Annotated in this window: 15 protein-coding genes; 9 read left to right on the forward strand and 6 right to left on the reverse strand. The window is 72.0% G+C overall.

What is annotated here, in order from left to right; translation table 11 throughout:
* Positions 1–168 precede the first annotated feature (168 nt).
* Genes ABZU52_RS18255 through ABZU52_RS18270 form a run of 4 tightly spaced genes read left to right on the forward strand, consistent with a single transcriptional unit; the run spans position 169 to position 4,992 of the window.
* Positions 169–1,134 carry an NAD-dependent epimerase/dehydratase family protein gene (locus ABZU52_RS18255; RefSeq protein ID WP_354972186.1) on the forward strand — a complete coding sequence of 322 codons (966 nt, stop codon included), beginning with the start codon at positions 169–171 and terminating at the stop codon, positions 1,132–1,134.
* Positions 1,131–2,558, forward strand: coding sequence for an oligosaccharide flippase family protein (locus ABZU52_RS18260; protein WP_354972187.1), 1,428 nt, complete (start codon positions 1,131–1,133; stop codon positions 2,556–2,558). The genes ABZU52_RS18255 and ABZU52_RS18260 overlap by 4 nt, the downstream gene beginning before the upstream one ends.
* Positions 2,555–3,742, forward strand: coding sequence for a glycosyltransferase family 4 protein (locus ABZU52_RS18265; RefSeq protein WP_354972188.1), 1,188 nt, complete (start codon positions 2,555–2,557; stop codon positions 3,740–3,742). Before ABZU52_RS18260 ends, ABZU52_RS18265 begins: the two co-directional genes overlap by 4 nt.
* Complete coding sequence (locus ABZU52_RS18270) at positions 3,739–4,992, forward strand: glycosyltransferase (RefSeq protein ID WP_354972189.1); 1,254 nt, start codon at positions 3,739–3,741, stop codon at positions 4,990–4,992. The genes ABZU52_RS18265 and ABZU52_RS18270 overlap by 4 nt, the downstream gene beginning before the upstream one ends.
* A gap of 61 nt (positions 4,993–5,053) precedes the next feature.
* Here the strand turns inward: ABZU52_RS18270 and ABZU52_RS18275 are convergent, their stop codons facing one another.
* The 3 genes from ABZU52_RS18275 to ABZU52_RS18285 are packed head-to-tail and all read right to left on the reverse strand — an operon-like array spanning position 5,054 to position 8,612.
* Entirely contained in the window at positions 5,054–6,520 is a 1,467-nt protein-coding gene (locus ABZU52_RS18275) for an O-antigen ligase family protein (RefSeq protein ID WP_354972190.1), read from the reverse strand.
* A gap of 59 nt (positions 6,521–6,579) precedes the next feature.
* Positions 6,580–7,572 (reverse strand): SDR family oxidoreductase, encoded by a 993-nt coding sequence (locus ABZU52_RS18280; RefSeq protein ID WP_354972191.1) that lies wholly within the window; start codon positions 7,570–7,572, stop codon positions 6,580–6,582.
* A complete protein-coding gene (locus ABZU52_RS18285; RefSeq protein ID WP_354972192.1) occupies positions 7,569–8,612 on the reverse strand; it encodes a polysaccharide biosynthesis protein in 1,044 nt (347 codons plus the stop codon). The genes ABZU52_RS18280 and ABZU52_RS18285 overlap by 4 nt, the downstream gene beginning before the upstream one ends.
* A 270-nt stretch (positions 8,613–8,882) precedes the next feature.
* Here ABZU52_RS18285 and ABZU52_RS18290 point away from each other — a divergent pair, with 270 nt between their 5' ends.
* The 4 genes from ABZU52_RS18290 (at position 8,883) to ABZU52_RS18305 (ending at position 12,887) form a co-directional block, all read left to right on the forward strand.
* Entirely contained in the window at positions 8,883–9,623 is a 741-nt protein-coding gene (locus ABZU52_RS18290; RefSeq protein ID WP_354972193.1) for a sugar transferase, read from the forward strand.
* Positions 9,620–10,546, forward strand: a complete 927-nt coding sequence (locus ABZU52_RS18295) for an NAD(P)-dependent oxidoreductase (RefSeq protein WP_354972194.1) — start codon at positions 9,620–9,622, stop codon at positions 10,544–10,546. The genes ABZU52_RS18290 and ABZU52_RS18295 overlap by 4 nt, the downstream gene beginning before the upstream one ends.
* A gap of 5 nt (positions 10,547–10,551) precedes the next feature.
* Positions 10,552–11,793: a glycosyltransferase family 4 protein gene (locus tag ABZU52_RS18300; protein WP_354972195.1), complete on the forward strand. Its 1,242-nt coding sequence runs from the start codon at positions 10,552–10,554 to the stop codon at positions 11,791–11,793.
* Between the two features lie 146 nt (positions 11,794–11,939).
* Positions 11,940–12,887: a DUF389 domain-containing protein gene (locus tag ABZU52_RS18305; RefSeq protein ID WP_354972196.1), complete on the forward strand. Its 948-nt coding sequence runs from the start codon at positions 11,940–11,942 to the stop codon at positions 12,885–12,887.
* On the opposite strand, the gene ABZU52_RS18310 is transcribed toward ABZU52_RS18305, so the two are convergent.
* Positions 12,823–13,284 carry a hypothetical protein gene (locus ABZU52_RS18310; RefSeq protein WP_354972197.1) on the reverse strand — a complete coding sequence of 154 codons (462 nt, stop codon included), beginning with the start codon at positions 13,282–13,284 and terminating at the stop codon, positions 12,823–12,825. The genes ABZU52_RS18305 and ABZU52_RS18310 overlap by 65 nt on opposite strands.
* A 329-nt stretch (positions 13,285–13,613) precedes the next feature.
* The gene (locus ABZU52_RS18315) at positions 13,614–16,112 is read right to left on the reverse strand and encodes a Tex family protein (RefSeq protein ID WP_354972198.1); all 2,499 of its coding nucleotides are present in this window, start codon (positions 16,110–16,112) and stop codon (positions 13,614–13,616) included.
* Positions 16,113–16,324: 212 nt separating this feature from the next.
* Between ABZU52_RS18315 and dgt the strand changes: the two genes are divergently transcribed.
* Positions 16,325–17,836 carry a dGTP triphosphohydrolase gene (gene dgt, locus ABZU52_RS18320; RefSeq protein ID WP_354972199.1) on the forward strand — a complete coding sequence of 504 codons (1,512 nt, stop codon included), beginning with the start codon at positions 16,325–16,327 and terminating at the stop codon, positions 17,834–17,836.
* A gap of 27 nt (positions 17,837–17,863) precedes the next feature.
* Here dgt and ABZU52_RS18325 read toward each other — a convergent pair whose 3' ends face one another.
* Complete coding sequence (locus ABZU52_RS18325) at positions 17,864–19,012, reverse strand: MBL fold metallo-hydrolase (RefSeq protein ID WP_354972200.1); 1,149 nt, start codon at positions 19,010–19,012, stop codon at positions 17,864–17,866.
* Between the last annotated feature and the right edge of the window lie 158 nt (positions 19,013–19,170).

Raw genomic sequence — 19,170 nt, forward strand, 5'->3', positions numbered from 1 at the left:
TCGGCACCTCCGCCGCGGACGCAATGACGATGACCCTTACTGTGCGCCGCCGAGGCGGGAATGAGCATTTTTCCGTCAGCACCCGGACAGGGGGAATTTCCCGCCGTCATCCGCACGTAGCCCGTTTTAAGTCAATAATCAGGTGTTCATGCGTAAACGGGGGGTTTCATGCGCATTCTGATCACCGGCGGAGCCGGTTTCATCGGGTCCAACCTGGCTCGCGCCGCGACGGTCGAGCCCACCATCGGAAAGGTCACCGTTCTCGACGACCTCTCGGTCGGGCTACGGACCAACCTCGACGGTCTGGACGTCGAGCTGATCGAGGGCTCAATCCTGGACCCGGCCGCCCTGGACGCCGCGATGGTGGGCCGCGAGGCGGTGGTCCACCTGGCCGCGCTGCCGAGCGTCCCCCGCTCGCTGAGCGACCCGGTGGCCTCCCACCACGCCAACGCGACGGGCACGCTCATGGTGCTGGAGGCGGCGCGCCGGCACGGCGTCGGACATGTCCTGGTCGCCTCCTCCTCGTCGGTGTACGGCATGAACCCGGCGCTGCCCAAGGCCGAGCTGACCTGGACCCGTCCGATGAGTCCGTACGCGGCCAGCAAGCTCGCCGCCGAGGCGTACGCCCTGGCCCATCAGGCGTCGTTCGGGCTGCCGACGTTGGCCTTCCGCTTCTTCAACGTGTTCGGCCCGGGGCAGCGCCACGACCACACGTACGCGGCCGTCATTCCCCGTTTCGTGTACGCCGCCCTGCGTGACGAACCCGTCGTGGTGCACGGCGACGGGACGCAGTCGCGCGACTTCACCTACGTGGGAACGGTCTGCGACGTCATCCTCGACGCGCTCCGCCGCCGGGTCCACCATCCGCACCCGGTCAACCTCGCCTTCGGGGCTCGGGCCAGCCTGTTGCGGGTCCTCGACGAGCTTGAGTGGTTGTGCGGGCGGCCCATCGCCCGCGAGTACGCGCCGCCGCGGACCGGCGACGTCGCGCACTCCCTGGCCGACAACGCCACGTTGCGGCACCTGTTCCCGGACGTCGCACCGGTCGCCCGTGCGGAGGGCCTGCGCGCGACAGTCGAGTGGATGGCCGGTCGGTTGGACGCCGAGCGTGCCGTAGCCGCCGCACCTCGGTGACCCGGGCAGCGAGTCGGGCCGTACCGGAGCCGGTGGCCTCGGTGGCGGCGGTGCCGGCCGCCGCGTCGCCCGCCGGCACCACTGTCGCGCCCGCCGCGCCGACCCCGGCGGCGTCGAAGGATCGAGATCGCACCGTCACGGTGGGCATCGTCGCCGCGATGGTGGCGAAGGGCATCGGCCTGGCCGCGCCCCTGGTCATCACCCCGGCCTGTTTCCGATACCTCGGTGACCAACGGTACGGCCTGTGGATGGCGGTCACCGCCCTCACCGGGATGGCGTGGTTCGCCGATCTGGGGCTGGGCAACGGGTTGCTCACCCGGCTCAGTCACCTGGTTGACGACCCCCGGCAACAGGCCCGGGAGGTCTCCACTGCGTTCGCCACCCTCGGGGTGGTCGCGGCGGCGCTGCTGGTGGGTCTCGTGCTTGTCGTCCCCGTGGTGCCCTGGGCCGCGTTGTTCAATGTCAGCGACCCGGGTGTCGCCGCGGAGGCGTCCGTCCTGGTCCTGCTCTGCTTCGGCGCCTTCATGGTCAATATCCCGCTCTCGCTGATCCAGCGGATCCAGTACGCCCGTGGCCAGGTGGTGCAGAGCAACATCTGGCAGTCGGCCGGGGCGCTGACGGCCATGGCGGCGGTGCTCGGCACCATCGCCGTGGGGTGGAGACCACTGGCGGTCATCGCCTGCGCGGTGCTGGCCGTGCCGGCGACCAACCTGCTCAACTGCGTCACCTACTTCTGGTTCCAGGATCGTGGGCGGCGGCCGGGCCCGAGACTCGTGCACCGGGCCACCGCCGTCGGCCTGCTCCGGCTGGGTCTGCGGTTCTTCGTGCTCACCACGATGTCGGCGATCGCGTTGAACGTGGACAGCCCGCTGGTCGCGAACGTCCTCGGGCCCACCACGGCGGCGCACTACGCGGTCGTGGGGAAGCTGTTCGGCGTTCTGTCGATCTTCGTCGGGCTGGTCGGGATGACGGTCTGGCCGGTCAACGGCACCGCTCTGGCGCGGGGCGAGGTGGCCTGGGTGCGTCGCAACACGCGCCGCATGGTGCTGCTCTACGGGCTGATCGTGGGGACGGTCGGGGTCGGGCTGGTCGGTTACGGCCACCGGCTGATCGACCTCTGGGTGGGCGGCATCGACAGCACGGAAATCCCGGTCACGGTCCTGATCGGGCTGGCGAGCTGGTCCCTCCTGATCGCGGTCACCTCCCCGCTGATCCTGGTGCAGAACAGCATTGGGCTGCTCCGGCCGCAGTTCGTCGGTTGGGCCACGTTCCTGCTGCTGGCGACCGCGCTCAAGATCTGGGGGCTGCGGCAGTTCGGGCTCGCCGGTCTGCCGGCGGCGGCCTGCGTCGCGTACGTGCTCACCATGTTGCCGGCCGTGCTGGTGGGCTACCGGCGGGCGGTCCGCACGGGGGAGCCGACGTGACCGGGGAGTGCCGGGTGCTGCGGGTCGTCGGCGAGCTGAACTTCGGTGGCACCGAGATGCGGACCGCCGAACTGCTGCCCCGGCTCGCCGCCGCCGGAGTCCAGGTGCACCTGGTGACGCTCAGCGACACGGTCGGTCCCGGCCCGCTCGCCGGGATGGTCCGCCGGCACGGCGGCACCGTGACCCCGATACCGCTCGGCCCCCGCTTCGCCACCCGCTTCCTGGGCCTGTTGCGGCGGCTGCGACCGGACGTGGTGCACGTCGACTGCGCCAACTTCTCCGGGGTGCTGCTCGCGCTCGCCGCCCTGTGCGGTGTGCCCGGCCGCGTCGCCCACTTCCGGGGGGACGACAACCAGCACCGCAACCTGCGCCGACGCGTCTACCGCTGGATCTGCAGAGAGCTGCTGCGAATCTCCGCCACCAACATCCTCGGCGTCTCACCCAGCTCGCTCACCTACGCTTACGATTCGCGCTGGCGCGACGACCCCCGCTGCCAGGTGGTCCTCAACGGATTGGACCTGGACCGGCTCCGCCTACCCAGCCAGGACGACCTACGGGAGTTGATCGGCGCACACCCGGCAGAGCTGGTCTGCGTCAACGTCGGTCGGGGTTCGCCGGAGAAGCGGCGCTGGCTGCTGCCACCGATCCTGGCCGAGCTGCGGGCCCGGGGAGTTCAGGCACACGCCGTCCTCATCGGGCCGGGCGACGACGCCGACGACGAGCGGGTGCGGGTGGCGGCAGCCGCCGCCGGTGTCGCCGATCGGGTGCACCTGCTGGGCCCGCGCGATGACGTGGGCGGGCTGCTGAGCCAGGCCGACGTGGTGGTCCACCCGTCCTGCCTGGAAGGGCTGCCCGGCGGTGTGCTGGAGCCCGTCGCGTTGGGCGTCGGCACGGTGGCCGCCGACCTGCCGGGGGTGCGCTTCATCGACGAGCACCTGCCCGGCGTATTCATCGTCGACACCGATGCCGCGCCGCGGCGGTGGGCGAACGCGGTGTGCGCGGCGGCGTCGTACACCGAGCAGACCGCGCCCGCGGCGGCGGCGGAGCGCTTCACGCGCAGCGTCTTCGCCATCGACACGGCGGCCACCACCCACCTGGCGATCTACCGGCGATGGGCGTCGGGCCGCCCGCACCGCCCGGTGCAGCCCCGGCCGCCAGCCTTCTCGACACAGGGAGAGAGATGAACGATCAGACGACGGTGATCCGCCGGCAACCACGGCTGGACACGGGGTCGGCCGGGCGTGCTGACCGGCCCCGGCCGCTGCTGGTGGGCGCGTACGCCTTTCCGCACGGGGACGCCACGTCCAACCGCCTGTTGCAACTCGCCCGGTCCGCGGCGCCCGACGGCGCGCACACGCTGGTCGTCAACGACTGGCCCTGCGAGGTGGCCTTCCCGGCCGGGCAGCCCGGCGTTACCGGCATCGACCTGGTCACCATGCGGATCCACGGTCGGCACCACCTCACCCGCATGGCGGCCCGGCTGGCCCGACCGCTGCGGGTGCTGCGGGCCGTCCGCCGGGTCGGGGTGGCTCGCGGTGACGTGAGCGTGGTGCTGTTGCCGATGGCCCTGCTGACCCTCGGCAACTGGGCGACCCTGCGCCTCGTGCTGCGGTGCCCGGTGGTGGTGGACGCCAGCGAGCGCCACGACCGACGGCAGTTCCGCCGCGGCTGGCTCACCCCGTACTTCGTCCGGCATCGCTGGTCGACGTTCCTGGCCACCCGGCTCGTCGATCGGGCCACGGCGGTCTCCACCACGCTGGCCGACTACCTGACGGGTCACGGCCTGAACGTGCTGGTGGTGCCGCCGCAGGTGGACTGCGACGAGTTCCGGGCGCCGCAACCACCCCCGATCAGCGACGGTCTGCGCCTGCTCTACGCGGGCACCCCCGAACGTAAGGACATGCTCGACGTGATCCTGCGGGGGATCAGCCGGCTCGCCCCGGAGCACCAGCGGCGGGTGAGCCTCACCATCGCCGGCGTCAGCCGGGAGGCCGCCGCCGCCCACTCGGACCTGGACGTCGCGGTGCTGGACGTGGTCTCGGCCGACGTGCGGTTCCTCGGTCGCGTTCCGCGCGAGACCGTGCTGACCCTGCTGTCGGAGTCGCACTTCTCGATGCTGGTCCGCCCCACCGGCGGGTACGCGGCCAACGGGTTCCCGTCCAAGGTGCCGGAGAGTCTCGCCGCCGGGTGCCCGGTGCTGCTCAACCACACCAGCGACCTGGCCGCCTACGTGCACGACGGGGTCGAGGGGTTGGTGCTCGGCGGCAACGGCCCGGACGATGTCCGGTTGGCCATCGAGCGGGCGCTGCGGCTGCGCGACGAGGAGTGGATGGCGATGAGCGGGGCCGCCCGGTCGCGGGCCCGGGAGTCGTTCGACCACCGGGCCTGGCGGAACCGGGTGAGCGCCTTCGTGACGGCCGGCCGGGGCGACTGAACGGACGCCCACCGGCCGGGCGCGCGTCGCCGGCCGTACCGGTTGCGGCCGTCGACGGGCTCTAGCGCAGCAGGACGTCGGGTCGGCGCGGCCCGCCGTCGTCGAACACGCCGGCTCGCCGCTGGCGTGCCTCCGCGTGGGGCCGGTCGGCGCGGGCGGCGTCCCGGTTGGCGGGTTCCCGCTTCTTCGGCAGGTGCAGCAGCGCGGCGGCGACCACGGCCCAGAACACGTACGGGTAGGTCTGGCCCGTGCCGAACATGGCCGACTCGGTGAGCTGGATCAGTAGGCCGGTGACGACGAGCCAGACCAGACCCGCGTCGGCCCGGCGTACCGGGGTTCGCAGCACGACCCGCCCGGCGGCCACCAGCAGCAGCACCAGCGGCACGACGGCGGCGAGCCCCAACTCCAGCAGCAGTTGCAGGTAGCTGTTGTGCACCACGCTGACGCCGGTGGTGCCGAAGAACTCGTCGGCGGTGGCCAGCTCGAACAGGTGGTTGCGCGACGCGTACCCGAAGCCCAGCGTGGGGCGGTTCTGCCACCACAGGTCGATGGTCGTCTGCCACATCTGGGCCCGCCCGTTGGACAGGTCGCCGTCGGTGGGGTCGGTGAAACGCAGGACGAACTGGCGCATCCAGGGTGCGGCGAAGATGGTGGGCAGCAGGTTGAGCAGGTGTGCCACCAGCAGCAGGGCGGTCACCCCCGCGGCCAGGCGGACCATCCGGCCGAGCCCGTAGCGCAGCACCAGCCAGAGCGCGCCGACGAGCACCGCGATCAGCGCGGTGCGCGACTGGGACAGCAGGAGGCTGGCGGCGGCCGGCACCATGCCGAGCAGCGCGACGTGCCGCCGGGACTGCCGGTAGACCGCCCAGCCCAACGGGATCGTCAAGGCACAGACGATGCCGAGCATGTTCGGGTTGTTGTAGAGGCCCTGGAAGCGCGTGACGCTGGAAATCGCCGCGACGAGCGTGCCGTCGGCGAACCCGATGCCGAGGCTGACCACGATGGACGCGGTGAGGACCAGGTAGACCATGCGCAGGTCGGCCATCATGACCGCCCGGTCAGGCCACCGGCGCCGAATGAGGACGTGCACCAGGGCGGCCAGTAGCAGTAGCGCGGTGCCCCGCTGGAGGGTCTCCGTCGGAACCACCGACCAGGTGAAGCTCACCGTGGCGAGGCCGGCCATCGCCCAGAGCGCGGCGACGAACACGCGGGTCCAGACATCGGTGCGGGCCGGCGTCCGGACCGACAGGCAGAGCCCCCAGAGGACCAGGCCGGCGACTGCCGCGTACCGGGCATAGAAGCTGGCCTCGACCAGCGCCGGCACATTGGACGAGGCGCAGACCAGGAGCCCCATGGTCAGGGCCAGCATCCACCGCCAGCCGTCCAACGGCCGGCCCAAGGCGAGCAGCAGCACCAGCGCGACCAACCCGGTCGCGACCAGCGGGACGCTGATGGCGGCGATGGTGATGACCACCACGAGACACGTCGCGCCGACGAGCAGGCCCAGTTGGCCCATCCGGTTTTCCACGTGATGTCCTTCGAGGTCCGGCCGCCGGCGATGCCCGGCGGTCGTCAGGGGGACCGCCCTCAGCGAGGCGCGTCCAGTAGGCCCGGTTGGGCCGTTTCGACAGCCCAGCGGGCCCTGGCGGTGTGCATAGCCCTGATCATGTCCGGCCAGTTCGGTGGCCGATAGCCGGTGGCCTGGGCGAGGGCGTCCGCGTTCATCGACCGGTCGCAGGCGAACTCGTCGTCCGGCACGATGTCGCCGGGCCACCCGTACACCTCGGCGATCAGACGGAGCAGGTCGTACTTGGAGATCGGCTCGGCGGCCACGTGGTAGAGCCCGGTCAGCTCCGCCCGGGGCAGGATCACCGTACGGAGCAGTCGGGCGAACTCGACGGTCGTCACGCCGCTGTAGATGGCCCGGGTGAAGCCACGCACCTGCCCCCGCTGGGAGAGGAACCAGTCCACCAACGAGCGGTTGGTGACCAGCTCATGCCCGATGATCGAGGTGCGGAGGGTGAGCGCGGCGACGCCGCTCGCCTCACCCAGCAGCTTGGACCGCCCGTACAGGTCGGGTGGGTCCGGCAGGTCGTCCTCGACATAGCCGCCCCGCCGGCCGGAGAAGACGCAGTCGGTGCTGACGTGGACCAGGCGGCTGCCGAGTTGCCCGCAGGCGTCGGCGAGCAGATGGGGAAAGAGGGCGTTGAGCGTGACCGTCTGCACCGCGTCCTGCACGTCCGGCCGTTGCTTGATCACACCCACGCAGTTGATCACGACGTCCGGCCGCAGGTCGTCGATGAGCTGCCGGAGCTCGCCGAACCGGGTCGCGTCGACGGCCGGCGTGATCCGGTCCAGCAGGCGCTGCGGGTACCACCCGGCGCGGTCCTCGATGCTCCGGGCCACGCCGTACACGTCGAGATCCGGGTCGTCGCTGAGCTCGCGGATCACCGCGTGGCCGAGCATGCCGGTGACGCCGACGACGAGGACCCGTCGCGCCGGGCGGGGCTCCTCCTCGCCGGGGCCGCTGCGTCGGCGGGGGACCAGCTCCGGTCGCCGGCCGGCGGTACCGGTGCTCATGCCGTTACGACCGCCGCCGCCGCGGCCTCCACCTGCGCCCGCACCTCGGGCAGCGTCAGCAGCAGCGACTCGATCTCCGGTACGGACAGCCGTCGGGCGTTGTGCGAGTGGAAGTCGGCCATGTTGCCGCTCTCGACGTCGCCCTCCTCGAAGTAGAGGGAGTAGTTGAGGTCGCGGCTGTCCACCGGCACCCGGAGGAACTCGCCGAGATCCTCGACGTGGGCGAGCTCCTCGCGGCTGGCCAGGGTCTCGTACAGCTTCTCCCCGTGCCGGATGCCGAGCACGTTGAACTTCGCCGGGACCCGGAACAGGTTGCACAGCGCGGTGGCCAGATCACCGATGGTGCAGGCGTCGGCCTTGCGGATGAAGACGTCACCCGGCTGGCCGTACCGGAAGGCGTGCTCCACCAGGTCGACCGACTGCGGCAGGGACATCAGGAACCGGGTCATCGACGGCTCGGTGACCGTCGGCAGGCCGCCCCGCAGGATCTGATCGATGAACAGCGGGATCACCGATCCGCGCGAGTACATGACGTTGCCGTAGCGCACGCAGCAGACCCGGGTACGGGCTTCGGGATTGTTGCGGGAGTGGGCCTGGGCGACCTTCTCCATGAGGGCCTTGGTCATGCCCATCGCGTTGACCGGATAGACGGCCTTGTCGGTGCTCAGCAGCACCAGCGCCTCGACGCCGACGCGCTCGCAGACGTCCACCACGTTCGCGCTGCCGAGCACATTGGTGCGGACGGCCTCCAGCGGGAAGAACTCGCACGAGGGGACCTGCTTGAGAGCTGCGGCGTGAAAGACGAACTCCATTCCACGCGCCGCCTTGAGCACACTGTCGTAGTCCCGGACGTCACCGACGTAGTAGCGGACCCGGTCGTCACCGAGGCGGTGCCGCATCGCGTCCTGTTTCGACTCGTCACGGCTGAGTACGCGCACCTCGGCGGCCCCGGCGTCGAGCAGTCGGGAGACCATCGTCTGGCCGAATGATCCGGTGCCACCGGTGATTAGGAATCGCCGGTCCGAAAGCGAGGAAACCACATCTTCTCCTGCCTGTTTTCCCGACGGGCCATCCTCGGGAATCGGATTCTCATCGAACGCGACCATACGCTTGCATAAGGGTCGTAGTGACCTCTTCGGATAAGAGGAATTCGAGTCGCGTTCGCTGTTCGCTGGACGCCCTGTCGACACACACGCGAACGGCCACTTCGGCGTTGCCGAAGTGGCCGTTCGGCTTCCATTGTCGACGCGTCGAAACCCCTTACTGTGAAAGTCGGAGTTGGTGCTTGGAAAAGATGGTATGCGTACTCCATGCCAAAAGTTGCTTCCCACGCGACGCAGACGCGCGCCGGTGCTTCCGGCCCGGTGACCGGTCGGGGAACACCTCGGGACGGCACGACGAGTCGGCGGCCCTACGATCGCTGGAAGCGGCTCCTCGACGTGCTCGCCGCTCTTCTCGTCCTCATCCTCGGCGCGCCCGTGCTGGCCCTGGTGGCCCTGGTCGTGCTGGTGACGCACGGGCGTCCGGTGCTGTTCCGGCACACCCGCCCCGGGCTGCACGGTGAACTGTTCGACGTGGTCAAGTTCCGGACCATGCGCCACCCCGACCCGGACCGGGGGCTGGTCAGTGACGCGGACCGGCTGACCCGGGTGGGCCGCTGGTTGCGGGCCAGCAGCCTCGACGAGCTGCCGGAGTTCTGGAACGTGCTGCGGGGCGAGATGAGCGTGGTCGGTCCCCGCCCGCACCTCGTCCGCTACCTCAGCCTCTACAACCCGGAACAGGCCCGCCGGCACGAGGTGCGGCCGGGCATCACCGGGCTGGCCCAGGTGCGCGGCCGCAACGCGCTGGACTGGGGCGCGAAGTTCGCCTACGACGTCGAGTACGTCGACCGCCGGTCCTTCCTGCTGGACCTGCGAATCGTCCTGGCCACGATCTGGGTGGTGCTCAACCGCCAGGGCATCTCCGCGCCGGGCGCGGCCACCTGGCACGAGTTCACCGGCAACCCGCCCGCGCAGGTGCCCGCCGGACACGACTCCGCCCACCGGCGATGAACCGGGTCCTGCTGCTGGGCGCCGGCGGATTCCTCGGCCGGCACATCCGGACGGCCCTGGCCGCGCACACCACCGTCCGGTCGATCACCCGCGCGGAGTGTGACCTGATCCGGATCGAGCTGCGTGACCTGACCGCGCTGGTCGCCCGGGAGCGACCGGACGTGGTGGTGACGGCGGCCGGGCGGATCGTCGGCTCCGGGTACGACTTCGTGCAGGCGCACGTCGTGGCGACCGCGAAACTGATCGAAGCGGTGGCCGCCGCCGCCCCCGGGGCCCGCCTGATCCGGATCGGCTCGGCCGCCGAGTACGGCACCGTGCCGCACGGCCTCGCCGTCAACGAGGAGTACCCGGGCACACCCGTCAGCGAGTACGGGCTCAGCCACCTGGCCGCCACCCGGTTGGCGGAGCTGGCGGGTGGGGCCGGCCGACTCGACACGGTGGTGTTGCGGATCTTCAACCCGGTCGGGCCGGGAATGCCGCCGGGCAACGTGCTCACTCGGGTGACCGCGATGGTGAGGTCGGCGGTCGCCACCGGAACAGGGGAGATCGCCGTGGGACTGCACGACACGTACCGGGACTTCGTCGACGTGCGGGACGTCGCCACGGCGGTCCTCGCCGCCGCGCGCTGCCGGCCGGGGCAGGCTCGGGTCTTCAACGTGGGCAGCGGAAAGGCGGTGGCGACCCGCGACGTCGTCCAACTGCTGGCCGAGGTGTCCGGCTTCACCGGTGACATCCGGGATGGCAGCTTCGCGCCGGACGCCAGCCGCTCGGCAGCGGTGCCCTGGATGTGCGCCGACATCGAACGCGCGAACCGGGTGCTCGGCTGGGCGCCCGCGTACGACCTCGGTGAGTCGCTGACCACCCTGTGGCAGGCCGACGGTGAACGGTCCGCCCGCCCCGTCGCCGGCTCAGCGGCGAGGTGAGGCGGATGCGGATCGGCCTGCTCACTCAGTGGTACGACCCGGAGCCGGGTGCCGCCGCGCTGCCCGGGATGCTCGCCCGGGCCCTCGCCCGGCGCGGACACGAGATCCAGGTTCTCACCGGCTTCCCCAACTATCCGACCGGCGAGTTGGCGCCCGGCTACCGGGTGACCCGCCGCCTCGACGAGGTCGACGGCACGATCCGGATCCGCCGAGTGGCGCTCTACCCCAGCCATGACCGCTCCGCGCTGCGCCGGATGGCGAACTACGGCTCCTTCGCCGCCTCGGCGCTGATCTCCGGCACATCGGCGTTGCGCGGCCTGGACGCCCTCTGGGTCGGGAACTCACCGATCAGTGTCGCCCTGCCCATGTGGTTCACCCGGTACGTGCAGCAAGTGCCGGTGCTGCTGCACGTCCTCGACATGTGGCCCGACAGCGCGTTTGCCAGCGGTTTCCTCGGCACCGACCGGGTGTCGCGGGTGATCGAGCGGGGAATGGCCGGCTGGTGCGGGGGGATGTACCGCAGCGCCGGCCGGATCGGGTACGTCTCGCCCGGCGCCGCCGACCTGCTCGCCAGCCGAGGCGTGCCCCGGGAGAAGCTCGTCCACATTCCGGTGTGGGCCGACGAGACACCGCGTGCGGGGGTCGCGGATCTCCGCGCGGAGCTAGGGCTCCGCGACGACCAGGTGGTGCTGGTGTACGCCGGCACGCTCGGCGAGGCGCAGGGGCTCGACTCGCTGATCGACGCCTGCGTCCGGTTCCGCGACCCGCGGTTGGTCTGCCTGATCGCCGGTTCCGGCACCACCGAGGAGCGACTACGACGCAGGGCCGAGGAGGCGAACGCGACACACGTGCGTTTCCTCGGGCGGGTGCCCCGGGAGCGGATGCCCGCGCTGATGGCCACCGGCGACGCGCACTACGTGAGCCTGCGACCCGGCGGCATGTCGGCGTACACCATGCCGAGCAAGGTGCAGGCCACCCTCGCCGCCGGGCGGGCCCTGCTGGTCGCCGCGGAGGGGGACGCCGCCGCCGTCGCACGGGACAGCGGGGCGGGCATCACCGCGCGACCGGGTGACCCCGACTCGATCGCCGATGCCCTGCGGGAACTCCGCGACCTGGGCCGGGAGAAGCTTGAGCTGCTCGGTCAGGCCGGTCGGGCGCACTACGACCGGGTCTTCTCCCTTGCCGCCGGTGCCGAACGGGTCGAGCGGGCACTGTGCGAGGCGATGGAGAGCCACCCACGGCGCTGACCCCGGTGCAGCAGTCTCCGACAAGGCCGAGGCGCACGTTGTGACCTCGGCCTTGTGCAGCTCCCGGTCACGACGGGGCGAGCTGTAGAGTCGCGACGGCCGGTCGGGCGAGGGAAGCACCGGCCGGACCGGCGAGGGGATGGCGCGTGCTGCACCTGAGGGTGATCACCCCGGAGAACAGATCGACTGAGGTCGTCGACCTGCTCTCCGCAGAGGCGGGGGTGACTCACCTCGCCGTGCTGCCGGGTGCCGCCCGGCAACCGCAGGGTGATCTCATCCTCTGCGACGTGGTGCGGGAGAGCGCCGACCGGGTGCTGCGGGAGTTGCGGCGGATCGGCGTGGACTCCAGCGGCGGCATCGCGGCCGAGGACATCGAGCTGACCATCTCCGCGGCGGCCGACCGGGCGGCGGACCGGGCACCGGGCAGTGGCGCGGACGCGGTGGTCTGGGACGAGATCGCCGCGAAGACCGGCGAGCAGACGGAACTGTCCGGCACATACCTCGTACTGATCGTGGTGGCCACCATGATCGCCGGCATCGGGGTGCTGCTGGACCAGCCGATTCTCATCGTCGGGGCGATGGTCGTCGGTCCGGAGTTCGGCCCCCTCGCCGCGCTGTGCGTGGCGTTGCTGCGCCGCCGGCTCGGGGTGATCGGCCGCTCGGTGCAGGCTCTCGTGGTCGGCTTCCTGGCGGCCATGGTGGCGACCGTGCTGAGCACCTGGGCCCTGACCGCCGCCGGTCTGGTCAGTCGGGAGATGCTGCTCGCCGAACGCCCGCTCACCGACTTCATCTGGCGGCCGGACGCGCTGTCCTGGGTGGTCGGTCTACTCGCCGGCGTGGCCGGAATGCTCTCGTTGACGTCGAAGAAATCGGGCAGCCTCGTCGGGGTGCTGATCTCGGTGACCACGGTCCCGGCCGCGGCGAACGTGGCGGTGGCCGCCGCCTACGGAGTGTGGGACGAAGCGGGGGGCTCGGCACTCCAACTGGTGATCAACCTGAGTGCGATCGTCCTGGCCGGACTGCTCACCCTCATGGTGCAGCAGGTCTGGTGGTGGGGTCTGGCTCGCTGGTCCCGTCGTCCAGTAACCGGGTGAGCAGCGTCCGCAACGGGATCGACTCGCCGTCGCGGCCACCGGCCCCGACCACCAACGGCGCCGGGCTGGGCTCCGGGTCGGCGCCGAACAGCCGGGCCCGCAGACCGCCCGGCACGGTCAGCAGGTGGAACCGGCCGGCCACGTCCACCGCCCGGGTCTCGGCCCGGTCGACGTACCATCCGGTCAGCCTGGTCCGGTAGCGCCTGCGCCCGTCGTAACCCCGGGCGACCAGCCGGGTGGTGCGCAGCCCTCGCCGGGTCGCCTCGGCCACGAACCAGGCCACCAGCTTCGCCGCCTCGGCCTGCTCGGCGGCCCGCCGCCGCGCGTCTGCGTCGGCGTGCGCCCGCACCGCCTGCTGCTGCTGCTCCCGCCACGTCCGGCCGTCCGGCTCACTCACGACGCCGACGGTACGCGACGGGGTTCAGTCGAGTACGGCCCGCAGGGTGCGCCGGGCGATCGCGGCGACCGGACCGGCGGCCCCGCCACCGCGGAAACTGCTCGGCCACCAGCGCGGAAACCACGTCCACGCTCACGTCCACCTGATCGGCGTGCATCCTCACCGCGAGATCATCCCCCCGAACCCAGCCGCCCGCGATCAAATGTCCCCCCGCCTTGGATTTGTCGATCATGGAGTTGTGGTGCCTGGCTTGGCGTTATGCGGGCGGTTTGTCACCCACCACAACTCCATGATCGACGGGGCGGCGCGGGGTTGACGTGCTGAGCGGGTCAGGCCAGTCCGGCGCGGCGCAGGGCTTCCGCCATCGCGTCGTTGGCCGGCGCCGGTGCGCCCTGCCGCTGCTGCCCGCCGCGACCACCCTGCCCGCCGCCACGACCGCCCTGGCCGCCACGACTGTCTTGCCCGCCGCCGCGACCGCCTTGGCCGCCGCGACCGCCCGGCTCGCCACGACCGCTCTGCTGGCCGCCGCGACCGGCCTGGCCTTCGCGACCGCCCTGGCCGCCGCCCCGACCGCCCTGCGGCGTGCGCTGCGCCGGGCCCCGACCTTCCTGACCGGTCCGGCTGCCACCACCGCCGGCGGGGGGCTCGTCGTCCAGGCGCAGGGTCAGTGAGATCCGCTTGCGGGGTACGTCCACGTCGAGCACCCGGACCTTGACCACGTCGCCGGACTTCACCACCTCGCGGGGGTCCTTCACGAAGGTCCGGGACATCGCCGAGACGTGCACCAGGCCGTCCTGGTGCACCCCGACGTCGACGAACGCGCCGAATGCGGCCACGTTGGTGACCACGCCCTCCAGCACCATGCCCGGAGTCAGGTCGCTGATCTTCTCCACGCCCTCGACGAACGTGGCGGTGCGGAACTCCGGACGGGGATCCCGGCCCGGCTTCTCCAACTCGGCGAGGATGTCGGTGACGGTGGGGAGGCCGAACCGGTCGTCGACGAAGTCGGTGGCCCGCAGCCCGCGCAGGATCGCGCTCTTGCCGATCACCGAGCGCAGGTCCTGCCCGGTGGTGGAGAGGATCCGGCGCACCACCGGGTACGCCTCGGGGTGCACGCTGGAGGAGTCCAGCGGGTCGTCGCCGTCCGGGATGCGCAGGAAGCCGGCGCACTGCTCGAACGCCTTCGGCCCGAGCCGGGCCACCTTCTTCAACTCGCTGCGCGACCGGAACGGCCCGTTGGCGTCCCGGTGCAGCACGATGTTCTCGGCCAGGCCCGCGCCGATCCCGGAGACCCGGGTCAGCAGCGGCGCGGACGCGGTGTTCACGTCCACCCCGACCGCGTTCACGCAGTCCTCCACCACGGCGTCCAGCGACCGGGACAGCTTCACCTCGGACAGGTCGTGCTGGTACTGGCCGACGCCGATCGAGCGCGGGTCGATCTTCACCAGCTCGGCGAGCGGGTCCTGGAGGCGGCGGGCGATGGAGACCGCGCCGCGCAGCGACACGTCCATCCCGGGCAGCTCCTGCGAGGCGTACGCGGAGGCGGAGTAGACCGACGCGCCGGCCTCGGAGACCATCACCTTGGTCAGGTTGAGCTGCGGGTGGCGGGCGATCAGCTCCCCGGCGAGCTTGTCGGTCTCCCGGGAGGCGGTGCCGTTGCCGATCGCGATCAGCTCCACCCCGTGCGCCCCGGCCAGCCGTGCGAGGGTCTCGATCGACGCGTCCCACTGCCGGCGCGGCTCGTGCGGGTAGATGGTGTCGGTGGCGACCACCTTGCCGGTGGCATCCACCACTGCCACCTTGACACCGGTGCGCAGGCCCGGGTCGAGGCCCATGGTGGGTCGGGTGCCGGCCGGCGCGGCGAGCAGCAGGTCGCGCAGGTTGGTGGCGAAGACCCGTACGGCCTCCTCCTCGGCCGCCTGCCACAGCCGCATCCGCAGGTCCGCGCCGAGGTGGATGAGGATCCGGGTACGCCAGGCCCAGCGGACCGTGTCGGTCAGCCAGCGGTCGGCCGGTCGGCCCGCGCCGGACACCCCGAACCGGCCGGCGATGGCCGCCTCGTACCGGGTCGGGCCGGTCGGTACGGCGTCCGCCTCGCCCGCCTCCTCCGGCTCCATGGTCAGGTCGAGCACGCCCTCCTTCTCGCCCCGGAACATCGCCAGGATCCGGTGCGAGGGCAGCTTCGGGTACGGCTCGGAGAAGTCGAAGTAGTCGGCGAACTTGGCGCCGGCCGCCTCCTGACCCTCGCGTACCCGGGAAACCAGCCGGCCCCGCGACCACATCTGCTCGCGCAGCGTGCCGATCAGGTCGGCGTCCTCGGCGAAGGTCTCGATGAGGATCGCCCGCGCGCCCTCCAGCGCGGCGGCGGCGTCGGCGACGCCCTTCTCCTCATCGACGAACCCGGCGGCGGTGGCGCGTGGGTCCTGACTCGGGTCGGCCAGCAGCGTCTCGGCCAACGGCGCCAACCCGGCCTCGCGGGCGATCTGCGCCCGGGTCCGTCGCTTCGGCTTGTACGGGAGGTAGATGTCCTCCAGCCGGGACTTCGAGTCGGCGGCCATGATCTGGGCTTCCAGGGCCTCGTCCAACTTGCCCTGGCCACGGATCGACTCCAGCACCGCGGCCCGCCGCTCGTCCAGCTCGCGCAGGTAGCGCAGCCGCTCCTCCAGGGTGCGCAGCTGGGTGTCGTCGAGCAGGCCGGTGGCCTCCTTGCGGTAGCGGGCGATGAACGGCACGGTGGCGCCGCCGTCGAGCAGCTCCACGGCCGCCCGCACCTGACGCTCGGCCACGCCGAGCTCGTCGGCGATCCGCTGATGAACAGACTGGGTCACGATCTCGATCCGCCTTCGGGAGTGGGTACCGCCTGCATTCTGCCCGGCGGGCCGGTGCGCTGTCGCCGCGCCCGGCCGGGGCTGATCGACGGGGCGTGATCGGCCGCGTCCGGCCAGAGCTGACCGTCCGCTTCTGGCCAGGGGCTGGTCGGCCGCGCCCGACCGGGGGTGACCGGCGGACGTCCCGTCGGGCCTGCGCTAGCGTGGCGATCATGGAATCTGCTGCGGAGCCGCGCGCCCGGCGGCTTTTCGGCGGCAGCGCCCGGGCCCTCGGCGACCTCACGGCCAACCCGTTCCGCGCCGACCGGGACCGGATCGTCGGTTCGCCGTTCTTCGCCCGCCTCGGCGGTGTCACCCAGGTCATCAGCCCGGTTGGCTCCGGGCTGCTGGTGCACAACCGGCTCACCCACAGCCTGAAGGTCGCCCAGGTGGCTCGGGCGGTCGCCGAGCGGTTGACCGCCGACGAGCGGTCGCGTGACCTGCTGGACAAGCTCGGTGGCTGCGACCCCGATGTGGTGGAGGCCGCCGCGCTCGCGCACGACCTCGGCCACCCGCCGTTCGGGCACCTGGGGGAGCGGGTGCTGGACCGGCTGGCCCGCCAGCGTCTCGGCCTCGCCGACGGTTTCGAGGGCAACGCCCAGTCGTACCGGATCGTCACCAGCACCGAGATCCGGGGCGCGGCCACCACCGGGTTGGACCTGACCGCCGCGGTCCGCGCGGCGATGCTGAAGTACCCGTGGACACGGCTGGACTACCCCGACCCGCACCCCCGCACGATGGATCCCCCGCCGCGTGGCGCCACCCCGCCGCCGGACGACCCGGACAGCGGCTCGTCGAAGTTCGGCGCGTACCGGACCGAGCTGGACGACCTGCGGCAGGCCCGGGAGCCGTTCGCCGGCCGCGTCCCGGACTGGCAGCAGACCGTGGAGGCGTCCGTGATGGACACCGCCGACGACATCGCGTACGCCATCCACGACGTGGAGGACTTCTACCGCGTCGGTGTGCTCCAGCAGGGTTCGGTCTCCGCGGAGTTGATGGCCTGGCAGCGCGAGAGCGGGCAACTCCGGGCGATCACCGACGCGGCGCTGGCCATCGCGGCCCGGCGACCCGGGGCGGCGATCGAGCGGCTCCGCCGGCAACTGCACCGCAAGGACGCCTGGATCGCCGACGACGACGCGTTCGCCGCCGCCGTGGAGCACGTCCGTGAGGAGTTGGTGGACGGACTGCTGGCGATGCCGTTCGACGGCTCGATCGAGGCCGAGCAGTACGTGGCGCGGTTCTCCGCCCGCTGGTCCACCCGCTTCGTCGAGGCGATCACGGTCACCGACCAGCCGTCGGTGCGCTCCGGGTACGTGCTGCTGGGCTGCGCGCAGTGGCACGAGGTGCAGGTGCTCAAGTTCGTCCACCACCGGTTCGTGCTGGCCCGCCCGGATCTCGCCCTGCACCAGCGCGGCCAGGCCCGGCTGCTGGGCACCCTGGTCGAGGCGCTCTGGGAGTGGCTGCTCGACCCGCAGGAGGAGTCCCGGCTGCCCCGCCGGCTGCACGACCTGGTCGAGTTGGCCGAGGCGGAGCTGCACCCGCGTACCCCGGACCGGATCGGTCGCGCCCGGGGCCGGGCCATCGTGGACTTCGTCGCGCAGCTCACCGACGGTCAGGCGGTGGCCATGCTGGACGCGCTCTCCGGCCGATCCGGCGCGCTCTGGACCGACGCGTTCGTGCTCTGACGCCCACCGCTCAGGCGATGGCACCGCTCAGGCGATGGCCTGCCACCAGCCGTCGACGGCGGGCGGCTCGTCGACCACCACCCGCTCGCCCGGTCGGGGCACGGCGAGTCGCACGTCGCGGGCCTTCGCCTCGGCCCACAACCGGTCGACCGGCTCGGACCAGTCGTGCAGCGCCAGATTGAAGGTCGCCCAGTGCACCGGCACGAACAGCCCGCCGCGCAGGTCGAGGTGGGCGCTCACCGCCTCCTCCGGGAACATGTGGATCGTCGGCCAGGCCCGGTCGTACGCGCCGATCTGCATCAGCGTGACGTCGAACGGCCCGTGCTCGGCGCCGATCTCGGCGTACCCGTCGAAGTAGCCGGAGTCGCCGGTGTAGAAGACCTTGCGGCGCGCGCCGGCCACCACCCACGAGCTCCAGAGCGTGCCGTCGCGGCGCAGCCCGCGCCCGGAGAAGTGTTGGGCGGCGGTGGCGGTGATCTCCAAGCCGGCGACCTGGTGCGACTCGGACCAGTCCAGCTCGATGATCCGCTCCGCGGGTACGCCCCAGCGGTCCAGGTGCGCGCCGACACCGAGCGGCACCAGGAACGGCGCGGACTGCCCGGCGAGCAGCGCCCGCACGGTGGCCATGTCGAGGTGGTCGTAGTGGTCGTGCGAGATCAGGATGGCGTCCAGCGGAGGCAGCTCGTCGATGCCCACCGGTGGCTCGTGCAGCCGGCGCGGGCCGACCAGATCCGAGGGCGAGCACCTGTCGCTCCACACCGGGTCGAGCAGCACCCGCCGGCCCTCGATCTCGATCAGCGTCGAGGCGTGGCCGTACCAGACGATGTTGAGCTCATCGGCGCTGTCGGCGGCGTCCGGCGTGCCGGCGCTGGGACGCAGCAGCGGCACGGGCGCGGTGGGACGCCGCTTCTGCTTGCCGAAGATCAGCTCGCGGACCAGGTTGCGCCCCGGCTCGGCGATCATGGTGCGGGTGCCCGCACGGTTGTGGAAGGTGCCCTCGCGGAACTGGGGCGAGCGGGCCGCCCGTTCGGCCCGTGCCCCGGTCAGTCGGCCACCCAGCGCCGCCGGTACATCCCGGGCCACCCAGGCCAGGCCGGCCAGCGCGGCCAGGCCGGCCGCGCCCCGCATCCGCCGTCCGAGCGACCGTTCGACGTCCGTGCTCTGCGCTCGTGCCATTGCCGTCCCTCCGACGTGTCCGCCCTACACGGTAGTCACCCGGACCGACCCGTGCCTCGGCGGTCGCCACGCCGGGTCGGGGGGCGGGAGCGGCGACCCCCCCCGGGGGGTGGCTAGACCCCCGGGGGGGGGCGGGGGGGCGGGGTCCGGGACCGGGA

It is taken from the genome of Micromonospora sp. NPDC005220 (genome assembly GCF_040607895.1).
Classification (GTDB): Bacteria; Actinomycetota; Actinomycetes; order Mycobacteriales; family Micromonosporaceae; genus Micromonospora.

Bases quoted from the DNA above. Each gene is read 5' to 3' on its own strand.
- dgt (WP_354972199.1), top strand. From the start codon at position 16,325: ATGGAATCTGCTGCGGAGCCGCGCGCCCGGCGGCTTTTCGGCGGCAGC.
- ABZU52_RS18270 (WP_354972189.1), top strand. From the start codon at position 3,739: ATGAACGATCAGACGACGGTGATCCGCCGGCAACCACGGCTGGACACG.
- ABZU52_RS18255 (WP_354972186.1), top strand. From the start codon at position 169: ATGCGCATTCTGATCACCGGCGGAGCCGGTTTCATCGGGTCCAACCTG.
- ABZU52_RS18280 (WP_354972191.1), bottom strand. From the start codon at position 7,572: ATGAGCACCGGTACCGCCGGCCGGCGACCGGAGCTGGTCCCCCGCCGA.
- ABZU52_RS18290 (WP_354972193.1), top strand. From the start codon at position 8,883: ATGCCAAAAGTTGCTTCCCACGCGACGCAGACGCGCGCCGGTGCTTCC.
- ABZU52_RS18295 (WP_354972194.1), top strand. From the start codon at position 9,620: ATGAACCGGGTCCTGCTGCTGGGCGCCGGCGGATTCCTCGGCCGGCAC.
- ABZU52_RS18325 (WP_354972200.1), bottom strand. From the start codon at position 19,012: ATGGCACGAGCGCAGAGCACGGACGTCGAACGGTCGCTCGGACGGCGG.
- ABZU52_RS18300 (WP_354972195.1), top strand. From the start codon at position 10,552: ATGCGGATCGGCCTGCTCACTCAGTGGTACGACCCGGAGCCGGGTGCC.